We start from the raw sequence: 26687 nt of genomic DNA on the forward strand, positions 1-26687 counted from the left end.
ATGGATACCGACAAGAGGATCGACCCGCTCACCGGATCGCGAAGCCTGCCGGCAGGAGCGTTCCCCCTGTCAGCGGTGCAGCGCAGCATGTGGTTTGCGCAGCAACTTCACCCGACGGTCCCGTACTTCATCGCGCAGTACATCGAGTTCCACGGCGATTTGGACATGCAACTGCTCAGTCGCGCCGCGGTGGAGGCTGCCCACGAGTTCGAATCACCGTTTCTACGGTTGATGTACCCGGATGGGGAGCCCTGCCAGATCGTGGACTTCACGATCGACCCGGGCATCGACTACTTCGACTTCCGCGAGCGTGAGAACCCTCGGCAGGCTGCCTCGGAGTGGATGGACAACGATTACGCGACGACGCTCGATCTGACTCGCGATCGTCTCGTCGAGATGACAATTCTTCAAACTGGTGATCGGGATTACCTGTGGTACACCAGGATTCATCACGTCGCTCTCGACGGATACAGCGGTATGACGATCGTCAATCGGATTGCGGCGATCTACACCGCAGCCGTCGAAGGTCGAGAGCCTGCGGTGAACAAGGCGCTCGACGTCACGACGCTGTCCGAGCTCGACCAGAAGTACCGCGAATCGAGCCGATTCGAAGCCGACCGCGAGTACTGGGCCCAGCGTGTGTCGGGCGTCGAACACGGTTCGACGTTGGCCACCCGTGAGGGACCCCCGACTGCACGCAGTGAACTCGTCAGTGCCGCGATGTCGACGAACAGCCTTGCTGCCTTGGACGAGTGGAATTCACGTTCCGGTGCAACTCCGGCCGCAGTGTTGATTTCGGCACTGGCGTGCTACCTGTCCCGCAGTACCGGCTACGACGACGTGCTGATCAACCTGCCGGTTTCCGCGAGGACGACGGCACCGCTGCAGCGGTCCGGCGGAATGCTGGTCAACGTCGCGCCGCTACACATCCACGTAAACCCGGACGAAAGTGTCGACGATCTCGTCGGGCGCGTGCAACTCGAACTTCTCGGTGCGCTTCGTCATCAGCGATGCAGCCTCGAGGACATCCGGCGTGATGCCGGTCTGACCGTCGGCGACGCGCGTCTGTCCGGCCCGATGATGAATGTGATGCTCTTCCGGCAGGAGATAACCCTCGGGCCACTGACCGGTGAGTATCACATCGTCACGTCGGGTCCGGTCGAGGATCTGCTGGTCAACGTGTACCAGAGCGGCGATCCGGCGCAGACGTTGATCGACTTTCGCGGAAACCCCAATCGCTACGGACACGACGAACTGGCCGAGCACCACCGGGCGTTCACCGAGTTGGTCGCAGAACTGACAGCAGCACCGGCCGGTACGCCGATGAACCGGATTCATCCGGCAAGTGCCGAGGCAGGGGCGCGCAGTGCACAGCGCAGGGAACTCGAGCGGTTCTGGGCGAGATACCTGGGGGACTCCGACGAGGGCTCCACACTGGACCTCGAGACACTGGGCCTCGAGCGAATCGACGCCGAATCGGAGCCCACCGGTACGAATCGGCTGAGCGTCCCACTCGATCCCGCGGTCGCCGAACTTGCGCGCACGGAAGGCGTCTCCCTCTTTGCCGTTGTCCATGCCGCATTTGCTTCGTTGCTGTCGAGATCGACCGAGCGCCGGGACGTGCTGATCGGAACGAGGACCGAGTGGGGAACTTTGCCCCTGCGCTGCGAGGTCGATCCGGCGGCGCCGTTCGACGAGTTCGTGAGTTCTCTTGCTCGAGAACGCGATACGTTGTCGATTCGATCGGCGGCAGGTGTCCCCGCACTGCCCGAGTTGCACGTCCACCTCAACGACGGCTCGCAGGAGACCACGATTGCCGGCCTCGACGTGGCGATCGACGTCCACGCAGATACCGGCGCCCTCGAGGTTGCGTACTCCACGCAGCACTACGCCGAATCCACGGTCCGAGCCTTCCTCTCGCGACTGGTGCGGATCCTTGCAGGCGCAGCAGCAGCCCCGCGAACGCCGGTCGGAGACCTCGATCTCCTCGACGACTTCGAGCGTGAGTCCCTGGTACCGGCGCGGGGAGCGACCGCGTCCTCCCCGTTGACCCTCCCCGATATTCTCCGCCGGGCCTCGGCTGTGAACCCCGATGCCCCAGCGCTCGTTTTCGGTGATCGTGAGGTGAGCTACCGGGATCTCGACGCCGAGTCGAACACACTCGCCCGTGAACTGATCAACAGGGGAGTCGGCCCCGGCACCTATGTCGCCCTTGCGCTGTCGAGGTCTCTCGAATCGGTGACCGCGACGTGGGCGGTGGCCAAGACCGGCGGTGCCTTCCTCCCGATCGATCCGCACTACCCCGAGGATCGTATTCGGCACATGCTCACCGATTCGGGAGCTGTAGTCGGAATCAGTGTGGGGGAGCACCATGGCGGGCTCGCCGATTCGGTGGATTGGCTGCTCCTCGACGAACTGGACACCTCGCACCATTCCGATGCACCGGTCGACGACGCCGAGCGGCGTACGCGCCTGAGCTACGACGATCCGGCATACCTCATCTACACGTCCGGCTCCACCGGTGTCCCCAAAGGCGTCGTGGTCAGTCACCGCGGGCTGAGCAGCTTCGCCGACGAAGAACGAGTCAGGTTCGGAGTCGAACCTGGAGACCGCACCCTGCATTTCTCTTCGCCGAGCTTCGACGCTTCAGTCCTCGAACTCCTCCTTGCCTTCGGGGGCGCGGCAACGATGGTGATCGCGCCGCCCACCGTGTACGGCGGCGACGAACTGGCACAGGTGATGCGTATCGGACGGGTCACCCACGCTTTCGTCACCCCGGCCGCGCTGGCAACAGTCGATCCCGCCGGCCTACCGGATCTACGAGTGGTCGTGACCGGCGGCGACGCATGCTCACCCGCGCTGGTGGATCAGTGGTCACACGGACGCTCGATGTTCAACGCGTACGGACCGACCGAAACCACCGTCGTCGCCACTCTGACCGGACCGCTGAGCAGCGATGTTCCCGTCACCATCGGGAAGCCGATGCGCGGAGCCGCAACCGTCCTCCTGGACTCGCGGCTTCAACCGGTGCCGATCGGTGTCGCCGGCGAGCTCTATGTGAGCGGTGTCGGTTTGGCGCGCGGGTACCACGCGCGTGCCACGATTACGGCCGAACGATTTGTTGCCGACCCCAACGGTGTTGCGGGAGAGCGCATGTACCGCACGGGTGACCTCGCGCGGTGGAACGGCGAGGGTGAGCTGGAGTACCTTGGCCGGAGCGACTTCCAGATCAAGATCCGCGGTTTCCGCGTCGAGCTCGGCGAGATCGACGACGTGCTGCGCCGCCACCCGAGCGTCGCACAGGCAGTCACCGCCGGAGTTGCGGGCCCGAGTGGGGAAACACTGTTGGCGGCGTACGTCACGGCGGCTGCGGGCACACACATCGACAACTCCGAGCTGGTCGCCCACGCGAGATCTTCGTTGGCAGCCCACATGGTTCCGGCGCGGATCGTCGTCCTCGACTCCATTCCGTTGACTCCGGCAGGAAAGATCGACAGGAAAGCGTTACCGGACATCGATTCTGTGGGCGGGTCGGCTGAATACCGTGCCCCCGAGACCTCGACCGAGAAGCGAATTTCGGCGGTGTTCTGCGATCTGCTCGGTATCACCCGGGCGGGAGCAGACGACAGTTTCTTCGACCTCGGCGGTGACTCGTTGATCGCGACCCGCGTCGTGTCGCGAGTCAACGGAGCTCTCGGAACGACGCTGAGCGTTCTCGACCTCTTCGAGGCGCCGACCGTCTCCGCTCTGGCAGCACGTGCCGACCTCGCGGACTCGCGGAACACACGTGCCCCGGCACTGACGCGTATCGATCGCCCTGACCGGATACCGGTATCTCTGGCGCAGCAACGAATGTGGCTGACCAATCAACTCGATCCGAGTTCGCCGGCGTACAACATTCCGATCGCGGTTTCGATGACCGGCGATCTCGACGTCGATGCACTGTTCACCGCGCTGCGGGACGTGATCGTTCGACACGAGATCTTGCGGACCGTTTTCCCCGAGAGTGCGCGTGGCCCCGTCCAGCACGTTCTCGGTGTGGACGAGATGTTCGATCATCTCGAGGTGGAAACGGTGCCTGCCGCAGCGACCTCGGCGCGGGCGAGTGAGCTCGCGCGAGAGGGATTCGACGTCAGCGAATCGGTGCCGATCCGCGCGACTCTGCTCGAGGTGAACGAACGCGAGCACACCTTGGTCCTCGTCGTGCACCACATTGCAGCAGACGGCCTGTCGATGGCGCCGCTGGCTCGTGACGTGATGGTGGCGTACGCCTCGCGGGCGAGCGGACGCGTGCCGGCGTGGCTGCCACTCGAAGTGCAGTACGGCGATTTCAGCGAGTGGCAACGCGGAGCGCTCGGTGAAGCGTCCGACCCGGATTCGATTCTTGCCGAGCAGTTGCGGTTCTGGTCGCACACGCTCACCGAACGCGGTGAGCTCGCGGAACTGCCGATGGATCATCCGCGCCCTGCGGGTGTCTCGCTGCGCGGTGACGATCTCGATTTCCGGATCGACTCCGCGACGTACCGCCGGGTCGGCGAGATCGCGGCGCGCAGCGATGTCAGCGTGTTCATGGTGATCCACGCCGCGCTGGCCGTCCTGCTCAGCCGAGAATCCGGAGCGAACGACATCACGATCGGCACTCCGGTGGCCGGGCGGAGCGAGCGCGCTCTCGACGACGTCGTCGGAATGTTCGTCAACACGGTGGTGCTGAGGACGGTTCTCGAGGGGGGACTCACCTTCGGTGAAGTTCTCACCCGCGTCCGCGACGTCGACGTGGCGGCCTTGCAGCACACCGAAGTGCCGTACGACGTACTCGTCGAATCCCTCGCAGACAACCAGGCGCCGCTGTTCCAGGTGATGCTGGTGATGCAGGGCGCCGCTCCCACCGAGGTCACTTTGCCCGAGCTCGAGGTCACGGTCGACGAACTGTCGACGGGCGCGGCAAAGTTCGATCTTCAGGTCATTCTCACCGACCGCGGCGACCATCTCGACGGCCAGTTGAACTACGCCAGCCAGCTTTTCGACTCGGACACCATGTCCGGCCTCGCTGATCGCTTCACGATGCTCCTCGACGCGGTAGCTGCCTACCCGGAATCCGTCGTCGGCGACGTCGATCTCACAGCTCCGGGCGAGGCGGAACTGGTCCTCGAGCGTTGGAATGCCACCGAACACGCCGTACCGATCACCACCCTCTCGGACCTGGTGGCGGAGCAGGCAGCCCGGACACCCGAGGGGGCCGCGCTGGTCTACGGCGAGCGGACACTGACCTATGCGGAGTTCGACGCGAGGGTCGGTGAACTTGCCAGAACCCTCATCGCCCGCGGGGTCGGCCCGGACATGCGCGTCGCGGTGTCGATTCGACGGTCACCGGAACTACTCGTCGCGGTCCACGCCGTGATCCGTGCCGGTGCGGCATACGTCCCGGTGGATCCCGATCATCCCGCCGAGCGCATCGCGTACGTCTTCGACATCGCGGAACCGATCTGCGTGCTGAGCCGGCCCCAGGACCACGGCGCTCTTCCCGCGCGAGTCCCGATCGTGGACGTCGATCTCGATCGTCAGGTGTCCACGACGGCGCCGATCACCGACGCTGATCGGCTCGGACCCCTGCGCCCGGACAATGCTGCTTACGTGATCTTCACGTCCGGATCGACGGGTCGACCGAAAGGTGTTGCAGTATCACACCGTTCGATCGTCAATCGCCTGCTGTGGATGCAGGACACGTACCCCCTTCACGCGTCGGACGTGGTGCTGCACAAGACCCCGGTGACCTTCGACGTCTCGGTGTGGGAACTGTTCTGGCCCCTGCAGACCGGCGCGCAGTTGGTGATCGCGGAACCGGACGGGCACCGTGATCCCGGGTACCTGTCGGCGTTGATTGCCGACAGAGGCGTCACGACGGCGCACTTCGTTCCGTCGATGCTCGCGGAATTCGTCGCTGCCGCGACTGCCGGGCAGTGTGCGAGCCTGCGTCAGGTGTTCTGCAGCGGTGAAGCGCTCGCGCCTACCACTGCGGAGGCGTTCACCCGTCTGAGTTCTGCGGGACTGTTCAACCTGTACGGACCCACGGAGGCTGCCGTCGACGTCAGCGCCGCCGAATTCACCCCCGACATGACCGTCACCGTTCCCATCGGTGCGCCCGTGTGGAACACCCAGCTCTATGTCCTCGACGGGCGGCTGCATCCGGTTCCGGTCGGCGTTCACGGCGAGCTGTATCTGGCGGGAGTGCAACTGGCGCGTGGATACCTCGGGCGCAGCGATCTCACCGCCGACAGGTTCGTGGCCGACCCGTACGGCCCTTCGGGCACCCGGATGTACCGAACCGGTGATGTCGTCCGGTGGCGCGCCGACGGGCTGCTCGACTATGTCGGTCGACGCGATTTCCAGGTCAAGATCCGCGGCCAGCGCATCGAACTCGCCGAGGTCGAAGCAGCGTTGCTCAGGCTGCCCGGTGTCGCGCAAGCTGCTGCTCTCGTCCATCACGACGACGTGGTCGGTGACAGTTTGGTCGGCTACGTCATCGCCGACACCGGCACTTCGATCGACACGGACGGTCTACGCACCGAGTTGAGAGGTCTCCTTCCGGCCTACATGGTTCCCGCGGTGGTCATCGCCCTCGACGTGTTCCCTCTCGGTTCGACCGGCAAGCTTGATCGGAAGGCTCTGCCCGCGCCCAGCTTCGACAGTTCGCAGACGTATCTGGCGCCGCGAACACCGCTCGAAGCGCAGTTGGCGGCGATCTTCGAGGAGCTTCTGGAATCCGGGGCAGTCGGTGTTCACGACAACTTCTTCGAGATCGGCGGAAACAGCCTCGTCGCTGCACGCGCTGTGGCGCGCGTGAACGATTCGCTGTCGTTGAACTTGTCGATCAGAGAGTTGTTCGACGCGCCGACCGTTGCGCAGTTGGCGGTCGAGTGCGCCACGGCACGAGGGGGACCGGCAGTCCTTCCGCTCGAGGCGTTGCCGCGGCCACAGACGATCCCGCTGTCGCTGGCACAAAAGCGCATGTGGTTCGTCAATCAATTCGACGTCACGTCCGCGGCGTACAACGTCGCCATAGCGATCAGGCTGAGAGGCCGGTTGGACGTTGCCGTGTTGGAGGGCGCGATCACCGACGTGCTTACTCGCCACGAATCGCTGCGCACGCTGTTTCCCATGATCGAGGGAGTGCCGGCGCAGGTGATCGTCGAACCCGGTGAAGCGTTGGGCGCGCTGCCGATTGTCGCCGCGAACGCCGAAGCGGTACTCGGGGAGATCGAACGTCTCACCTCGAGGGGCTTCGACGTCACGCAGGCTCCACCGATCAGGGCGGAACTGATCGAGGTCGACGAAGAAGATCACGTCCTGACCGTGGTCGTCCATCACATCTGCGCCGACGGATTCTCGATGGCACCGTTGGCGTTCGACGTGATGAGCGCGTACTCGGCAAGGCATCGAGGTGAGGCGCCAGACTGGTCTCCTCTTCCGGTCCAGTACGCGGACTTCGCCATCTGGCAGGAAAGGGCTCTCGGTCGGATCGACGAAGCGGACAGCACTCTTGCCGGTCAGCTCGAGTACTGGACACGTCAACTGGCGAGTGTTCCCGAACTTCTTGCGCTCCCCGCAGATCGACCGCGTCCGCGTGTGCAGGATCTCTCGGGCGGCGTCGTTCGATTCGACATCGATGCCGGCATCCACCGCCGTCTGAGCGAAACCGCGATCGAACACCGAAGCAGTATGTTCATGGCGGTACACGCCGCATACGCAGTGCTCGTGGCGAGATTGTCCGGCATGGAAGACATCACGATCGGCTCACCGATCGCCGGGCGCGGAAATGCCCTGCTGGATCCGATGGTCGGTATGTTCGTCGGCACGTTGGTCCTGCGCGCCGACGTCGACCCCGCCGCCTCGTTCACCGATCTGTTGGCCAGAGTTCGCAGCACCGACCTCGACGCCTTCGCTCACGCAGACGTCCCCTTCGAGCGCGTCGTCGATGCGCTGGCTCCGGAGCGGTCGACGTCGCATTCACCGTTGTTCCAGGTGATGCTGGAGTTCAAGAACACCACTCGGCCAGCAGTTCGTCTGACGGATTTGGACGTCGAGGTCCTCGAACTCGAATCCGCCGTCTCGAATTTCGATCTGCAACTCACGCTTGCCGAGACCTTCGACGACGACGGCCGGCCGGCCGGAATCGAGGCCGGGTTCACCTACGCGAGCGCCCTGTTCGACGAGTCGACCGTCGAAGGTTTCGCTCGATACCTGGTTCGGATTCTCGGTGCTGTCACCGAGTCACCGCACACGCCGGTCGGCGACATCGATCTCGTGAGTGATCTCGACACGATTCGCGCCGTCGCACCGGAACTTCCCGAGCAGGTTCACTTCTCGACGTTGCTCGAGCGGAAGTACGCCGACGAACCGCAGAGGACTGCACTGATTTTCGGCGACCGCCATCTGACCTACTCCGATCTGGACCGCCGCGCCAACCGGCTTGCACGACTGTTGATCAGCCGCGGGGTCGGTCCGGAATCCGTTGTCGCCCTGGCATTACCACGCTCACTGGAATCCGTGGTCGCGATCTGGGCGGTTGCCCGGTCCGGCGCTGCATTCGTACCCGTCGACCCGGCGTATCCCGTCGACCGCGTGCACCACATGATCAACGACTCGGGAGCGGGCGTCGTTCTCACCACCGCCGAGCATGTGGGTGTCGTCCCCGACGAGGCAGACGCCGTTCTGCTCGATCAGGCAAAGACACTCGCAACCCTCGAACAGATCGGTGATCAGCGGATAGGTGCCTCGGAGCTGCTGGCTGCGGTGTCCCTGGACAACCCGGCCTATGTCATCTACACCTCCGGTTCCACCGGCGTCCCCAAAGGCGTCATGGTCACTCACCGTGGGCTTTCGGCACTCGCCGAGCAGGAACGCAGTCGCTTCCGCGTCGAGTCGACCTCGCGCACGCTGCATTTCAGCTCACCGAGCTTCGACGCCTCGATTCTCGAACTCCTGATGGCTGTTGGTGCCGGGGCCACGATGGTCATCGCCCCACCAAGCATCATCGGCGGAACCGAACTGACGAGTCTGATCGCCGACCAGCACGTCACGCACGCCTTCATCACACCAGCCGCTCTGGCCACGGTCGATCCGAGCGGACTGAACGAGCTGGTGTGCATCGGAACCGGCGGCGACGTCTGCCCACCCGACCTCGTCGCCGCCTGGGTCAGCGATCACCGGATCATGATCAATGCCTACGGACCAACCGAATCGACGGTCGTCGCCAGCATCACCGAGCCGATGTCCCCGACCGATCGAGTGACGATCGGTCGCCCGTCGACAGGCATCACCGCGTGGGTCCTCGACAATCGCCTGCACCGCGTCCCGGTCGGAGTGACGGGAGAGCTGTACGTCAGCGGCGACGGACTCGCCCGCGGTTACCGAAACCGCGCCGGCACGACCGCCGAACGATTCGTGCCCAATCCCGCGGGCAGTGCGGGCACACGGATGTACCGAACCGGCGACCTCGCCAGGTGGAACAAGAACGGCGAACTCGAGTACCAGGGTCGAGGCGATTTCCAGGTCAAGATTCGCGGATTCCGCATCGAACTCGGCGAGATCGAGGCAGTTCTGGCTCGCTATCCCGGCGTTGCACATTCCGTGGTGACCACGCTCGAACGTGACGGAGGCGCCGCACGGATCGTCGGATACGTCGTGCCTGCCAACGACGCTCAGACTGTGGATCCCGAGGCCGTCATCGCGTTCGCGGGCTCGGCTCTGGCCCCGTACATGGTTCCTGCGGTCGTGGTCGTTCTCGACGAACTGCCGATGACTGCCAACGGAAAGCTCGACCGCCGAGCCCTGCCGGTTCCCGACTTGCGAGCAACCCAGGCACGCTCGCGGGCCGCCGAATCCGATACCGAACGCACGCTGGCCGCCTTGTTCGTCGATGTCCTCGGTGTCGAATCGGTGGGCGTCGACGACTCGTTCTTCTCGATGGGCGGCGATTCGATCATGTCGATTCAGCTCGTCGCCCGTGCCCGCGATGCCGGGCTCGTCTTCACCCCGCGTGACGTCTTCGAGGTGAAATCGGTCGCCGGTCTTGCGGTTTTGCTGGCATCGACCAAGGACGACGAACCCGAGGTGCTCGAGGAACTTCCCGGAGACGGCGTGGGCCACGTGCCGTTGATGCCGGTGGCTCAGTGGTGGCTCGACCGGCTCGGCTCCGATCTCCGAGGTCTCGATTCGTTCTCCCAAGCGACTCTTCTCAACGCGCCGCACGGGCTTCACAGTGTGGAGCAGTTGACCGCGGCTCTTCAAGTTGTTCTCGATCGTCACGACATCCTTCGCGCACGCCTCGAGCTCGACGGCGAGCGCAGGCTTGTTGTCGGCGAGCCGGGATCTGTTGCAGCCGAGAATATTTGCCGGGTGATCGAGGTAGAGGCCGAGCCGGGCACCGCGGTGTTCGACGCGGCGATCGTCGACGCACTGGGCGGTGCGCGTCGAGAACTCGACCCCGGCCGGGGCGCGATGGTGCGGGTCGTCTGGTTGTCCGGCGTGCGCAACACCGGCCGGCTGCTCCTGGTGATCCACCACCTCGCCGTCGACGGTGTCTCCTGGCGCGTCCTCGTGCCGGAACTTGCGTCGGCTTTCCACCGCATCGATGCAGGCGAGGAACCGGAGCCGTCGTACTCGGGCACGTCGGTTCGTCGTTGGTCGCATGCGCTCCGCGACATCGCGCCCGATCGAAGAGTCGAATTGCCCCGGTGGCGTTCGATACTCGAAGGTGCCGACCCGCTGATCGGAACCCGGCCGCTGGACCCGCGGCTCGACACGTTCGATTCGGTCGGCCGAGTTGTCGCCGACGTACCCGTCGAACTGTCCGACACAGTCCTGACCACGCTTCCGGCGCTTTTCGGTGGATCAGTCAACGACGGTCTCGTTGCTGCTCTCGCACTGGCACTGACGCAGTGGAGGCAGGCACAGGGCATACGAACCGACAACGTGCTCATCTCGATGGAGGGCCACGGACGCGAAGCTCACGTGGTGCCCGGTGCGGACGTCCTGCACACGGTCGGCTGGTTCACCAGCGTCTTCCCGATGCGGATCGACCTCGCCGGCATCGACATCGCGGAAGTGATGAGCAGCGCCCCAGAGGCAGCGGTGGTGCTCAAGCGTGTCAAGGAAGAACTCTTGGGTGTTCCGGACAGCGGCATCGGCTACGGAGTTCTGCGTTACCTCGACGAGGTGGGTCGAGCGGAACTCGAAGACCTCCGCCAACCGCAGATCTCGTTCAACTATCTGGGCCGTTTCTCCGGCACCGAAGCAGGAGAGTCACTGGGGGACTGGGCACTGGCCCGGGACGTCGATCTGGAAGCGGCAGCGCGGTCCGAGATGCCAGTGGGTTCGGTCCTGGACGTCAACGTCGTCACCACCGAGATCTCGGGCGCACCGCACATCGGTGCCACTATCGCCTATCCCACCGGCGTGCTGGCAGAGCGCGATGCTCGCGCCATCGCCGACCTCTGGGTGCAGGCGTTGCGCGCGCTGGCCACCTATGCCGAACACAGCGAACGCGGGGGACTCACCCCGTCCGACATCGACCTGATCGACCTCGACCAGGATTCCATCGACCACCTCGAGCGCGAGTTCCCGACACTGACCGACGTCTGGTCCCTCTCACCGCTGCAATCCGGACTGCTCTTCCACGCCCGCTACGCCGAACACACAGTCGACGCGTACACCGTCCAACTCGCACTCGAACTCGACGGCGTCGACGCGTCCCGGTTGCACCGTGCCGCACAGGCACTGCTCGACAGACACGAGAACCTACGCGCGGCGTTCACGACCGACACCGGTGGACGATCGGTGCAGGTGATCAACGCAGACGTTGACGTGCCGTGGACCGAGATCGACATCTCTCCGTTGGCCCCCACCGAACAAGCGACCGAGATACGCGAGCTTCTCCATGCGGATCGGGTCCGCGGCTTCGACATGGCCACTCCGCCCCTGCTGCGGTTCCTGCTTCTGCGAACCGGTGACGACGCGTATCGGTTGATCCTGACCAACCACCACATCCTCCTCGACGGATGGTCGATGCCGCTGCTGGTCCGCGACCTACTGACGCTCTACGCGACAGACAGTGATCACAGTGCCATCCCACGCGTACACCCCTACCGGGACTATCTGAGCTGGATCAGCACTCGCGACGACAGCGTGTCGATCGAGGCCTGGGGCGAAGCACTCCGCGGACTCGACGACCCGACGCTGCTCACCGGAACTCACGCCGTCGACGAGGACGGCGCTACCTCACGCTCGACGACCACAGCGCTCGGAGAACGTGAGACGGAACTTCTGCGTGGATTCGTCCGCTCCCGTGGCCTGACGACAGCCTCCTTGATCCAGGTGGCCTGGGGAATCGTGCTCGCCGAACTCCTCGGACGCGACGACGTCGTCTTCGGTGGAACCGTCTCCGGCCGACCACCCCAGGTGTCCGGCGTCGAGTCGATGGTGGGTTTGTTCATCAACACCGTCCCCGTCCGAGTTCGCCTCGATCCAAGAGAGTCCCTGGCGGCGCTGTGCGTTCGCGTCCAAGCGGAACAGGCGCGGTTGTCCGATCACCATCATGTCGGGCTTTCGCACATCACTTCGGCTGTGGGGTCCGCTGCATCGTTCGACACGCTGACTGTGTTCGAGTCGTATCCCGTCGACCGCGGTGGACTCTCCTCCGGCACCGACATAGCCGGAATGCACGTTCTCGACGTCCACGACGCCGAGGATGCCGCGCACTATCCACTCGCGATCGTTGCCTCTGCGGCAGACGGGCGACTGCGGCTCAAATTCGAGTATTTCCCGGGAGTCCTGGGCGATCACGACATCGACGCGATCGCCGACCGGCTGCTCCGCACCCTCGAGCTGATCACCGCGCAACCGGATCTCCCGCTGGCGAAACTGCGCCTGATGCCGGATTCGCAAGTGCAGCAATTGGTTCCCGCGCGCGGCCGGCAGGGCCGCTCGGTCAGGACACTCGATCGCATCTTTTCGGACACCGCGAGCAGATTCCCCGAACGGGTCGCACTGTCCTGTGGTGAGAGAAAGATGACCTATCGAGAGCTGGACGAGGCGTCGAACCAGTGGGCGCGCGTGCTCATCTCGGAAGGCGCCGGCCCGGACTCACGGGTGGCGATCTGTGTGGAACGGTCCTTCGAATCCGTCGCAGCGGTCTGGGCGATCACCAAGACCGGCGCCGCCTTCGTGCCGATCGATCCTCGCTACCCGAGTGACCGGATCTCGTTCATGCTCGAGGACTCGGCATCCTCGCTCGGATTGACCACGGCTGCCCACAGACCCGGCGACGGCGGTGTGACGAAGTGGCTCGAACTCGACGACCCGACGAGCATCGCTCGGCTCTCCGGAGTGTCCACGGCGCCGCTACGCGAGGACGAGCGTCGAGGAACCCCGCGGTTGGAGAACACTGCCTATCTCATCTACACCTCGGGCTCGACCGGCCGACCCAAGGGCGTCGTCGTCACGCACACCGGTCTCGAGAACTTCGCCGACGAACAGCGTCATCGCTACGGTCTCACCGAGAATTCACGCGCACTGCATTTCGCCTCTCCGAGCTTCGACGCCTCCGTTCTCGAGTATCTGCTCGCCTTCGCCGTCGGCGGTGAACTGGTCGTAGCTCCCACTACCGTCTACGGAGGAACCGAACTGGCCGACGTTCTCCGCGAGGGACATGTCACCCACGCGTTCATCACGCCTGCAGCGCTGACGTCGGTGGATCCCGAGGGAATCGACGAACTGACCACCATCACGGTGGGCGGCGAGGCGCCCTCGGCGGACCTGGTGCGCACCTGGGCGCCGGGAAGATCGTTCGTCAACGTCTACGGACCCACCGAAACCACCATCTCCTGCAACCTCAGCGACCCCATCCCGGCCGGCGAGAAGGTCTATCTCGGACCGCCGAACCGCGGATTCAGCGAGGTCGTCCTCGATCGCAGACTTCAACCGGTGTCCGTCGGAGTTCCCGGCGAACTGTATGTCGCCGGAGTCGGACTCGCGCGCGGCTATCACGGGCGCTCACCACTGACGAGCGAACGATTTGTCGCCAACCCGTACGGCGAGCCGGGGGAGCGGATGTACCGCACGGGCGACGTGGTGCGCTGGCGCAGCGACCGCACCATCGAGTACCTCGGACGCAGCGACTTCCAGGTCAAGATCCGCGGTTTCCGTATCGAACTCGGCGAGGTCGACACGGCGTTGGGTCAGCTGCCCGGCGTGGAGTACGCGGTCACGTTGGCGGTGCGCGGACCCTCCGACGAGCAGGCCTTGGCGGCATATGTCGTCTGCGACGACGAACGCCGGGTGAGCGCCGAGGACATCCGGGCGGCGGCACGGGAGCTACTGCCGGCACACATGGTGCCCGCAAGCGTCGTCGTGCTCGACGAACTACCGCTGACCGGCGTCGGCAAGGTCGATCGGGCTGCTCTTCCGGCGCCTCGTTTCGACACCGATGCCGAAACACTCACTGCACCGGCCACCGAGTTGGAACGGCTGGTGGTGGGCGTTTTCGAGGACGTGCTCGGAGTGTCTCCGATCGGTATCGACACTCACTTCTTCGACGTCGGCGGAAACTCACTGACCGCGACCCGCGTCATCGCCCGCGTCAACGCACTTCTCGGCACCGACATCGGCGTTCGAGGATTGTTCGAGTCTCCGACAGTTCGGCAGCTGTCTCGTCTGGCGGAGAGCGTCGGCCGCGGCGAGAACCCCAGACCACCGTTGACTCGGCGATCCCGCCCGGACCCACTGCCCGTGTCACTGGCACAGAAGCGGATGTGGTTCCTCAACCAGTTCGACGTGACGTCCCCCGCCTACAACGTTCCCCTGGCAGTGCGCCTCGACGGCGATCTGGACTTCGCCGCATTGCAGGCCGCGGTAGCGGACGTACTGGGGCGCCACGAGAGCTTGCGGACGAAGTTCCCCTCGATCGACGGACAGCCGGTTCAGCAGGTGATGTCCAGCGACGAGGTCATGCCGATCCTGGAGCCGGAAATCGTCACTGCTGCCAGAGTGTCCGATCGAATCCTCGAGCTGGCCTCGGCAGGCTTCGACGCCTCGGCCGAAGTTCCGATCCGCTGCGCGGTCCTGCGCGTCGACGGGGACGAGCGCAGGCACGTACTCGTGATCGTCGTCCACCACATCGTCGCCGACGGGTTCTCGATGAACCCCCTCGCAGCGGACGTGGCAGCGGCTTACGCGGCCCGCAGTGCCGGCAGTGCGCCGAACTGGTCGGAACTGGCCGTGCAGTACGGCGACTTCGCTGTGTGGCAGCACGAAGTGCTCGGCTCCGAGGAAGATCCGGACTCGGCTCTGACCCGTCAGCTCGATTACTGGAAGGACCGACTCGCGGGACTGGGCGAGCCGATCGCGTTGCCGACGTCGTTCCCACGTCCGGCAAAGCCGTCCATGGTCGGCTCGGTCCACCGGTTCGCGGTATCGCCGCAGACCCATCGGGCGCTGACCGACCTGGCACGTGAGCACGGCACCACCATGTTCATGCTCATGCACGCAGCACTGGCGGTACTTGCGGCGCGCCTGGCCGGTACCGAGGACATCGCCATCGGGACACCCGTCGCCGGCCGCGGCGAGGCCGACCTCGATCACCTGGTCGGTATGTTCGTCAACACTCTCGTGCTGCGAACACAGATCACGCCCGACGCGTCGTTCGAGGACGTCCTCGCCCAGGTTCGCGAAGGCGACCTCGGCGCGTTCCAGCACACCGATTTGCCCTTCGAAAGGTTGGTCGACGCACTCGACCCGGAACGCTCGACTTCGCACACTCCGTTGTTCCAGATCCTCATCGAGTTCCGCAACAATGCACTCCCACAACTCGAATTGCCGGGGCTGTCGGTCTCGGGAGTCGAGTTCGACCTACCCGTCGCCAAGTTCGATCTGCAACTCTCGGTCACCGAGCGTTACGACGCGGATGGCGGAACGGATGGCATCGACGCCGAATTCATCTACGCCACAGACCTGTTCGACGGTGACTTGATCGATTCGTTCTCACGCAGACTGCTCACCATCCTCGAGGCGGTCTCCCGAGAGCCGTCGACTCCTACCGGTGACATCGACGTCGTGAGCGCCGACGAGCGTCGACAGATGCTGACCGAGTGGAACACTCACGCCGAACCGGCTCCAGCGGACAACATCGCGGACCGATTCTTCGAGGCTGTTGCAGCACATCCGTCGTCGACCGCGGTCAACGACAGCGACGGCGCCATGACGTACGCCGAACTGGACGGGCGCGCTAACCGCCTGGCCCGACTCCTGATCGGCCGCGGTATCGGTCCGGAATCCGTGGTTGCCGTTGCAATGCCCAGAACCACCGATCTCGTGCTCGCCCTCGTCGCCGTCATCAAAACCGGAGCGGCATACCTGCCGGTCGACATCACCTACCCGGCCGAGCGCATGCGGTTCCTCTTCGACGACGCGCGGCCGGTATGCCTGGTCACGACCGGAGACTTCCGAAGCGACCTACCTTCGGAGATCATCGAATCCGGCATAGACGTCGTCGAACTCGGATCGCCGGAGATCGCGGTACGCCTCGATCACTCCGCGCCCCGTCGCATCACCGACGCGGACCGGACGACACCACTTCTGCCCGACGCGATCGCGTACATCATCTACACGTCCGGATCCACAGGGCGCCCCAAAGGTGTCCAGGTCAGCCACCGAAACGTCCTGACTCTGATGGACAACACCGCCCCGACGTTCGGGTTCGACGACACGGACGTGTGGACGATGTTCCACTCGTACGCATTCGACTTCTCCGTCTGGGAGTTGTGGGGGCCGCTGCTACACGGCGGCCGACTGGTCGTCGTCGACTACTACACGACCAGATCACCGGACATGTTCCACGAACTGCTCCGCCGTGAGCGAGTGACGGTCCTGAACCAAACGCCCACCGCCTTCTACCAACTCGCCGAAGCCGACCGTGCGTACTCACCGAACGGCACCGGTCCCGACCTTGCACTGCGTTACGTCGTCTTCGGTGGCGAAGCGCTCGACCTCGGGCAGTTGCGCAAGTGGTACGACAGGCGGGCCGACACGGCTCCGACGTTGGTCAACATGTACGGGATCACCGAGACGACAGTGCACGTCAGTCGAATCGCACTCGACCGCAACGACAGCGAGCACGCGTCGGCGAGCATCATCGGGCGAGCAGTACCGGGATTGTCCGTCTACGTACTCGATCGGCGACTGAACTTGGTACCACCAGGTGTCGTCGGCGAAATGTACGTCGCCGGTGATCAGGTGACTCGGGGATACCTCGGGAAACCCGCATTGACTTCGGTGCGGTTCCTTCCCGATCCATTCGGTAGTTCGGGGGATCGAATGTATCGGAGCGGGGACCTGGCGAGGTGGAACGACGCGGGGCAGTTGGAGTACGTGGGCCGCAGTGATTTCCAGGTGAAGGTGCGTGGTTTCCGCATCGAACTCGGAGAGATCGAAGCCGCAATGCTCCGCTGCCCCGGCGTCGCTGCCTCGGTAGCACTTGTTCGGACGGAGGGAGCGTCACCGCGGATCGTCGGGTACGTGGTCGCCGAAACAGGCAGTACCGTCGATTCAGCGACGGTGACCGACTTCGTCGCCGCCGAACTCGCGGAGTACATGGTGCCCACCGCGATCGTCGTCCTCGAATCGCTTCCACTGACGGTCAACGGAAAGCTCGACCGACGCAGCCTCCCGGCTCCGGACTTCACCGTCACGGGACCAACCGAGGCGACGCGGGCGCCGGCCACCGCTACCGAAGCGGTCCTCGCGGACCTCTTCGCGGAGGTGCTGGGTCGGGGCAGTATCGGAGTGGACGATTCCTTCTTCGGTCTCGGCGGCGATTCGATCATGTCGATCCAACTCGTCTCACGGGCGAAGTCCGCAGGCCTCGTCTTCACTCCGCGGGACGTCTTCGAAGCGAAGACCGTGGCCGGCCTCACCAAAGTGCTCCTCATCGAATCATCGGAAACGGCACCGGTTCTCACGGAGCTACCCGGCGGGGGAGCCGGCCCGCTACCGCTCACGCCGATCATGGAGTGGCTCGTCGAACGCAGTCGAGGTGACCTGAGCACGATCCGCAGTTACAGCCAGAGCGCGCTGATCGCACTGCCCGCGGATGTCTCCGGCCCCGCGCTGGAACGAGCATTGCAAACGATCCTCGATCGTCACGACGTGCTGCGGGCGCGCCTGGACGCCGCGACTCACCAACTCGAGATCCGCGAGCCAGGCAGCATCACCGCCCCCGACATCCTGCGCCGAACCCCCATCGTGTCCACCAGCGGCGAAGAATTCGTCGCCGCTGCGGAAACCGCGATGCAGGACGCATCCAGCCGCCTCGATCCCGAACACGGGAAGATGATCAGCGCAGTCTGGTTGGATCCCGTCAGCTCGAACGGCAACCGGGCCGAAGCCGGACGGTTGCTCCTGGTCCTTCATCACCTCGCGGTCGACGGTGTGTCCTGGCGCATGCTCGTCCCGGGCCTGGTCACTGCTTATGCCTCAGCGTTCGACGGAGAAACACCGATACTTCCGCCGGGCGGAACGTCGATACGTCGCTGGGCGACAGCGCTCGCCGAGACCGCTGCGCAGCGACGCGACGAGATCGACCTGTGGTCGAGAATGCGGACCGACGAGCCATTGCTCGGGGCACGCGGGCTCGACCCAGCCGTCGATGTCGGAGCCACCGTCGACCGCGTCAGCGTCGACGTTCCGACCTCCGTGACCGAGAACGTCATCTCGACGGTGCCTCAGCATTTCGGAGGCTCGGTGAACGACGGGCTGCTCGCTGCTCTCGCGATTGCCGTCACCGCCTGGCGTCGATCGCGCGGACAGCGCAGCGGGGACGTGCTCGTCAACCTCGAAGGGCACGGCCGCGAGGAGAACGCCGTACCGGGCGCCGACCTCTCGCGCACGGTCGGCTGGTTCACCACCTTGTTCCCCGTCCGGATCGATCTCACCGGACTCGATGTCGTCGATGCACTGGCCGGGGGATCAACCGCCGCCTCCGCCGTGAAACTCGTCAAGGAAACGCTGCTCGGCCTGCCCGACAACGGAATCGGGTTCGGCATCCTGAAGTACCTCGATCGAAACGAGGAACTTCGTGAGCTGCCCACGCCGCAGATCTCGTTCAACTACCTCGGACGATTTGCCGGCTCGGATCCCGAGCACGGCGAAGTGCCGTGGCTGCCGATCTCGGAAGTGACCCTCGACGAAGCGCACAGCGGCGAATTGGCCGCCGCGTCGGTGCTCGACATCAACGCCGTCACGACCGATACCGCACACGGTCCGATTCTGCGCGCTACGTGGTCCTTCCCCCGCGGCATTCTCAGCGAGGCCGAAGTCACCGAACTGGCGGAGCTCTGGGCCCGAGCACTGGGCGCACTGAGTGAATACGTGGAGGAACACTCCGAGCGCGAGCTCACGCCCACCGATCTCGATCTCGTCACCGCGGATCAACAGAGCATCGAACAGCTCGAGCGCAGATTCCCCGACCTGACCGACATCTGGTCACTGTCACCTCTGCAGTCGGGCATGCTCTTCCACGCCCAGTTCGACGAAACCGAAATCGACCCGTACATGGTGCAACTGACCCTCGAGCTCGGGGGTCGGGTGGAGGCGCCGCGCCTGCGCCGCGCCGCGCAGGCCTTGGTTGATCGTCATCCGAGCCTGCGCGCGGGATTTGTCTCCGCACCGGGAGGGCGGGCACTGCAGGTGATCCGTTCCGGTGTCGACATCGGCTGGGCCGAGATCGACCTGTCCGGGGCCGAAGACAGTGAAGTCGCGTTCGGTCAGCTGCTCGAACGCGATCGCGCTCATCGTTTCGACATGGAAACAGCCCCGTTGATCCGCTTCATGCTCGTGCGAATCGGACCGGACACAGCACGCCTCGTCGTGACGAACCACCACATCCTGCTCGACGGCTGGTCCACCCCGCTGTTGCTTCGAGACCTGCTCACTCTCTACGCAACCGACGGTGACCCCGAGATTCTGCCCCGAGTTCAGTCGTATCGCGACTATCTCTCCTGGATCTCGAAGCAAGAACCCGAGACTTCGCTACGGGCGTGGCAAGAAGCGCTACGGGGCGTCGACACGTCCACCCACCTCTCGAGGGCAGACACCGCCGCCGAAACCGTGGCAAGTGAAATCCACTCGTACTCGCTGCCGACCGAACGAGCCGAGACTCTTCGGGCGTTCGCGCGAAGCCGCGGTCTGACCATGGCGACCCTGGTACAGGTGGCATGGGGAATCGTGCTCGCCGAACTTCTCGGACGCGACGACGTCGTCTTCGGCGGAACGGTCTCAGGACGCCCACCACAGGTGCCCGGCGTGGAATCGATAGTCGGCCTGTTCATCAACACGGTGCCTGTCCGAGTCCGCCTCGACGCCCGAGAAACCCTCGCCGAACTGGCCATTCGCGTGCAATCCGAGCAAGCGTCATTGCTCGACCACCACCACATCGGACTGTCGGACATCGCCGGAGCAGTCGGCGCCGCCGGCTCCTTCGACACCCTGACGGTATTCGAGTCGTATCCCGTCGACGAGGCAGCCCTGACCGCCGAAACCGACATCGCGGGAATGCACGTTCTCGGCATCGACGGACGCGACTCGGCGCACTATCCGATTGCCGTGGTGGCGTCCGAAAGTGACACGCTGAATCTGAAGATGGAGTACTTGCCGACGCACTTCTCCGCCCGCGAAGTCGCCAAGATCACCGAGCGCGTGGGCATCGTCCTCGGGCAACTCGCCTCGGCACCGGATCAGCCGCTGGCCCGTCTGCAGGTTCTCACGGAGTTCGAGAGCCGTGATCTTGCGCCGGTCTTCGGCTCCCCGGGGCGCTCCGCGCGAACGCTCCCAGAGATTCTCGCCGACGTCTCTGCCACCTATCCCGACCGCATCGCGCTCTCGGCCGGCAGCCGTTCCATGACCTACGCCGAACTGGACCGGCGCTCGAACCAGTTGGCCAGAGCCATGATTCGCCGCGGCGCCGGGCCCGAGACGTCGGTTGCCATCGGCATCGAAAGGTCCGTCGAATCCGTACTCGCGGTGTGGGCGGTGGCCAAGACCGGCGCAGCGTTCGTCCCCGTCGACCCCACCTATCCGGCTGACCGAATCGAACACATGCTCAGCGACTCCGAGGTGCTGTTCGGGTTGACCGTCGTCGACGCCATCGACACACTTCCACCCATCGTGTCCTGGTTGGTGCTCGGAGAAGAGGCATTCGACGACGACGTCGCCACCAGTTGCACGCTGCCGATCACCCAGGACGAACGGCGTGCACCGGTGGTCATGGACAACGCCGCCTACGTGGTCTACACCTCGGGATCCACCGGCCGACCCAAGGGAGTTGTCGTCACCCACACCGGACTCGACAGCTTCGCACTCGACCAGCAGCGTCGATTCCACGCAGATCACCACTCTCGAACCCTGCACTTCGCCACCCCCAGCTTCGACGGAGCCGTCTTCGAGTACCTGCAGGCATTCGGTGTCGGAGCCACCATGGTGATCGTCCCGACCGACATCTACGGCGGCGCCGAACTGGCAAGTCTCATCCGCCGCGAACACGTCACTCACGCGTTCGTCACCACGGCAGCGCTCGCCACCGTCGACCCGGCCGGCCTGGACGAGTTCCGGCACGTCGTCGTCGGGGGAGAGACACTACCGCCGCATCTCGTCGGCCTCTGGGCTCCCGGACGAGAATTCGTCAACGCCTACGGCCCGACCGAGACAACCGTCATGGCAGACATCAGCGAACCCATGACAGTGGGCGCACCCATCACGATCGGTGGACCGATCCGCGGCGTGCACGAGATGATCCTCGATTCGCGCCTGCAACCCGTACCCGTCGGAGCTCCCGGTGAGCTGTACATCGCCGGCATCGGCCTGGCTCGCGGATACCACCGGCGTCCCGGCCTGACCAGCGAGCGATTTGTCGCCGACCCCTTCGGCAAGCCTGGCGACCGGATGTACCGCACGGGCGACATCGTCTCCTGGCGAAGCGATCACACCATCGAATACGTCGGGCGCAGCGACTTCCAGGTCAAGATTCGCGGATTCCGCATCGAGCTCGGCGAGGTCGACGCCCAGATCACCGCAATGGCGAGTGTCACGAATTGCGTGACACTCGGCGTCGACGGACCGGCCGGCGCCACAGTTCTCGCGTCCTACCTCACCGTCGAGGAAGGATCGACGCTGACCGGGGCAGAGATCACCGCGCACCTCGCCGGACGTGTTCCCTCGCACATGGTTCCGGCCAGCATCATGATCGTCGACGAGCTACCGCGCACCGCGGTCGGCAAGCTCGATCGAAAAGCGTTGCCGACGCCGGAGTTCACCGGAACCGGTGTGGAATTCCGGGCGCCCGGCACCAGCCTCGAACGTCGGATCGCCGATGCGTTCATCGACGTACTCGGCGTCGAACGGGTCGGCGTCGACGACAATTTCTTCGAGCTCGGCGGCAACTCGCTGATCGCCACTCGCGTGGTCTCGCGGCTCAACTCCGCACTGAACATCGACGTCGGGGTGCGCGTGCTGTTCGAGGCACCGACGACGGCTCAGCTCGCCGAACGGCTCTCCAGCGCTGTCACTGCCGTCGGCGCTGTGCCGCTCACTCCCATGGAGCGCAGTGGCAGCGTCCCGCTCTCGTTGGCGCAGAAGCGCATGTGGTTCCTGAACCAATTCGACACACGCTCAGCCGCGTACAACATCCCACTAGCTGTTCGCCTTACCGGTGACCTCGACGTCACGGCCATGCAACAGGCCATCGCCGACGTCGTCGAGCGGCACGAAACACTGCGGACGGTGTTCCCCGCCGTCGGCGGCGATCCGATTCAGCAAGTGCTCACCGTCGACGAGGCAGTACCGCCGGTCCGTGAAATGACGTTGGGGGAGGACGAGCTCGCGGAGCGCATGCAACGACTCGCCACGACCGGCTTCGACGTGTCGGTGGACCTGCCGCTGCGCGTGGCACTGTTCCGACTCGACACCGCTGAACCCGTTCACATTCTGTTTGTCGTGGTCCATCACATCTGTGCCGACGGATCGTCGATGGCGCCGCTCGCACGCGACGTGATGACGGCCTACCTGGCGCGTACGGCAGGGACCGAGCCCACGTGGGCGCCACTCGAGGTGCAGTACGCAGACTTCACGTTGTGGCAGCATCGCGTCCTCGGATCGGAAGACGACCCGGAATCCGTCATCAGTCGCCAATTGCACTACTGGAGTGAGCAACTCGCCGGACTCGACGACGTCATCGCACTGCCCGCCGACCACCCGCGACCCGTGCAACAGACCTTCCACGGTGACCGATTCACCTTCGACATCGACGCGAACACCCACCGCGCCCTCGCGGACCTCACCAGGGCAAACGGTGTCACGATGTTCATGGCGCTGCACGGCGCGCTCGCAGTGCTGATGTCCAAGTTGTCGGGCGCCGACGAAGTCACCATCGGCACACCGATCGCCGGCCGAGGTCAGGCAGCGCTCGACCATCTCGTCGGAATGTTCGTCAACACACTGGTCCTGCGAACCAGCGTCGATCCCGACATCACGTTTGCCGACCTGTTGGAGCACGTCCGGGAAATCGACCTGGCCGCATTCCAGAACTCGGACCTGCCATTCGAACGGCTCGTCGACGTCATCAACCCAACCAGATCCACGTCGTACTCACCGTTGTTCCAGGTCGCCCTCGAACTTCAGAACAACGAACCCGCACATTTCCACCTACCCGGCCTCGACATCGACGGACTGACCGTGGAAACCAAATTCGCGAAGGAGGACCTGGAGCTGATCGTCGACGAGAAGTTCGACGAGTTCGGCATCCCGGCAGGGATGTCCGCAGCCTTCGACTTCGCAACCGATCTCTTCGAACCCGCCACCATTCGGCGGTTTGCCGACCGACTGCGCCTGATCCTGGACGCTGTCGGACGCGAACCCGCAACACGTATCGCCGACATCGGCATCCTCGGCGCCGATGAAACAGCTGCCCTGGTGCCGGCATCCGGTGCCGCCGCGACTCGAGCGCGGGTGTGGCCGGAGATCCTCGCCGAAGCAGTCGCCTCGAACCCGGATGCCCCAGCCCTCTCGAGTCGCGAGAGGTCGATGACCTACCGCGAGCTCGACGAGGAATCGACGAAGCTGGCGCGCGCGCTGTGTCGGCGCGGCGTCGGTCCCGAAGATTTTGTGGCGCTGGGTCTGCCGCGGTCCACTGCGGAGATCGTCGCGATCTGGGCGGTCACGAAAACCGGTGCAGCGTTCTTGCCGGTCGACCCGAACTATCCCGACGATCGCATCAACCACATGCTCGACGATTCGCGGGCCGTACTCGGCATCACCGACGACGCTCACCGCAGTCAACTTCCCGACACGGTCGAGTGGATGGTCCTCGATGAAGCCGAGACCGTCGACGAGATCGACGCCCAGAGCGCAGCCGCGATCACCGATCGCGACCGCACGATCCCCTTGCATCACGGGCATCCCGCGTACCTGATCTACACCTCGGGTTCAACCGGGAAGCCGAAGGGCGTCATCGTCACCCACCTCGGGTTGTCAAACCTCAACGCCGAGGAACATCAGAGATTCAACGTCCAGCCCTATTCGCGGATCTCTCACCTGGCATCACCGAGCTTCGACGCCTCGGTCTTCGAACTCATGATGGCGTTCGGCAGCGGAGCGTGCCTGGTCGTCATCCCACCGACGGTCTTCGGCGGATCCGAGTTGGCCGAAATCTTTGCCGACGAACACGTCTCACACGCGTTCATCACTCCGACCGCGCTCAGCTCGATCGAAAGCTCCGCGCTACCCGAACTCCGCGTACTCGCAGTCGGTGGCGAAGCCTGCCCACCCGAACTCGTGGACATCTGGGGCCGCGACCGTCGCATGTTCAACGGATACGGACCTACCGAATCCACCATCCAGGCCAGCGTCAGTGAACCCATGCGGCCGGGCAAGGACATCAACATCGGACGACCGGCCATCGGCTTTGCCGGACTGGTCCTCGACGGGCACCTCAAGCCCGTGCCGGTGGGAGTCATCGGGGAGCTGTACGTGACCGGCCCCGGACTCGCCCGGGGATACCACAATCGTCCCGACCTCACCGCCGACCGATTTGTCGCCGATCCGTTCGGCGAACCAGGCCAGCGGATGTACCGCACGGGCGACCTGGTGCGCTGGCGCTCCGACAGCACCCTCGAATACCTGGGCCGCAGCGACTTCCAGATCAAAGTCCGCGGATTCCGCATCGAGCTCGGCGAAATCGACTCTGTCCTGATGGCACACCCATCCGTCTACTTCGCCGCCACACTCGGGCACGAAGCGCCGTCGGGGGAGACTATGATCGCCTCCTACATCCAGCCCGTGGAAGGACAGACCGTCGACGACTGGGAGCTTCGCCGCCATCTGTCTTCTCGCCTGCCCGCGCACATGGTTCCCGGCGCGATCGTCGTCGTCGACCGCATTCCGGTGACACCGGTCGGCAAGCTGGACCGCAAGGCACTGCCGACCCCGAGCTTCGAGCGACGCACGGTCCCGTACGCACCGCCGACAAACAACACCGAACGAACGGTCGTCGACATCTTCGAGACCGTGCTCGGGCACGAGCACATCGGCGTCGACGACGACTTCTTCGAACTGGGCGGAACGTCGATCGTGGCCACTCGCATCACCATCGAACTCGAGAAGCGTCTCGGGATGCGAGTGCCGTTGCAATCGCTTTTCCTGGATCCGACACCTGCCGGAGTCGCCCGGGCTGCCGACGGAATGGACGCACACTCGCCGGACGATTCGTCGGATCTTCTCGCCCCGATGATCACGCTGCGCGCCGGATCCGATCGTGCACCACTGTTCTTCGTCCATCCGGGTATCGGATTGTCCTGGGGTTACGCAGAATTCGTCAAGCATCTCGAGCTGGATCAACCCGTCTACGGTCTTCAGCTACCGTCCCTGAGCGGCGGGCCCAGCTTCGACTCGCTGACCGAACTCGCCGACGACTACGCGAATCGCATTGCAGCCGTGGCATCGACCGGCCCGATCCATCTGGCCGGCTGGTCGCTCGGCGGCGTGATCGCACACGCCGTGGCACACAGCCTCACTCGGAGCGGACGTGACGTGACTCTGTCGATACTCGACAGCTATCCGTCGTCGGATTCCGATCAGCCCGCAGAACTCTCGGTCTCCGAACTACTGGCCGGGCTCGCGATGCCGGCGGGATCCAAGACGGTCGAGACCTTCGAAGAAGCGGCGGAATTGCTGGAGCAGACCCTGGGTGCCGGAATCGGAATCGAAGCGGAGCATCTGGCGCGGATCAGTCGCGGTTACTCCCACTCCGTCGAATTGACGAATCGGCACCAACCGCCTGTCCACGTTGGAGCCATCGAGTTCTTCGTAGCCGGAAGATCTACGGAGAACGGACACGATGTCGCCGAATGGCGAAGGTTTGTAGAAGGGGACCTCCGAGTCACCGAAGTCGATTGCGAACACAACCAGATGATCGAACCGGGTCCGGCGGCAACCATAGCTGTACGATTGCGAGAAGTTATCGCTCAGTGGGGTGTCTGAACCAGGTTCGACATGGGTATGAGTGAAACACACAGGGTGATGGACCCCGGGTGGGTCCGGACGAGGGGAAAACGTTGAAACTGCGAACCACACGCGTGTTTACCGGATCG

General features: G+C 64.6%; 1 protein-coding gene. It reads left to right on the plus strand.

Annotated features, from left to right (window positions below; genetic code table 11):
* On the plus strand, positions 1-26577 hold the full coding sequence (locus ATN38_RS30925; protein ID WP_218749325.1) for a non-ribosomal peptide synthase/polyketide synthase: 26577 nt from the start codon (positions 1-3) through the stop codon (positions 26575-26577).
* The last annotated feature ends 110 nt before the right edge of the window (positions 26578-26687 follow it).

Origin of the sequence: Rhodococcus sp. FH8 (assembly GCF_019266085.1) — a bacterium.
Taxonomy (GTDB): Bacteria; Actinomycetota; Actinomycetes; order Mycobacteriales; family Mycobacteriaceae; genus Rhodococcus_F; species Rhodococcus_F qingshengii.

Excerpts from the sequence above, each read along its gene's own strand:
- ATN38_RS30925 (WP_218749325.1), top strand. The coding sequence starts at position 1 with ATGGATACCGACAAGAGGATCGACCCGCTCACCGGATCGCGAAGCCTG.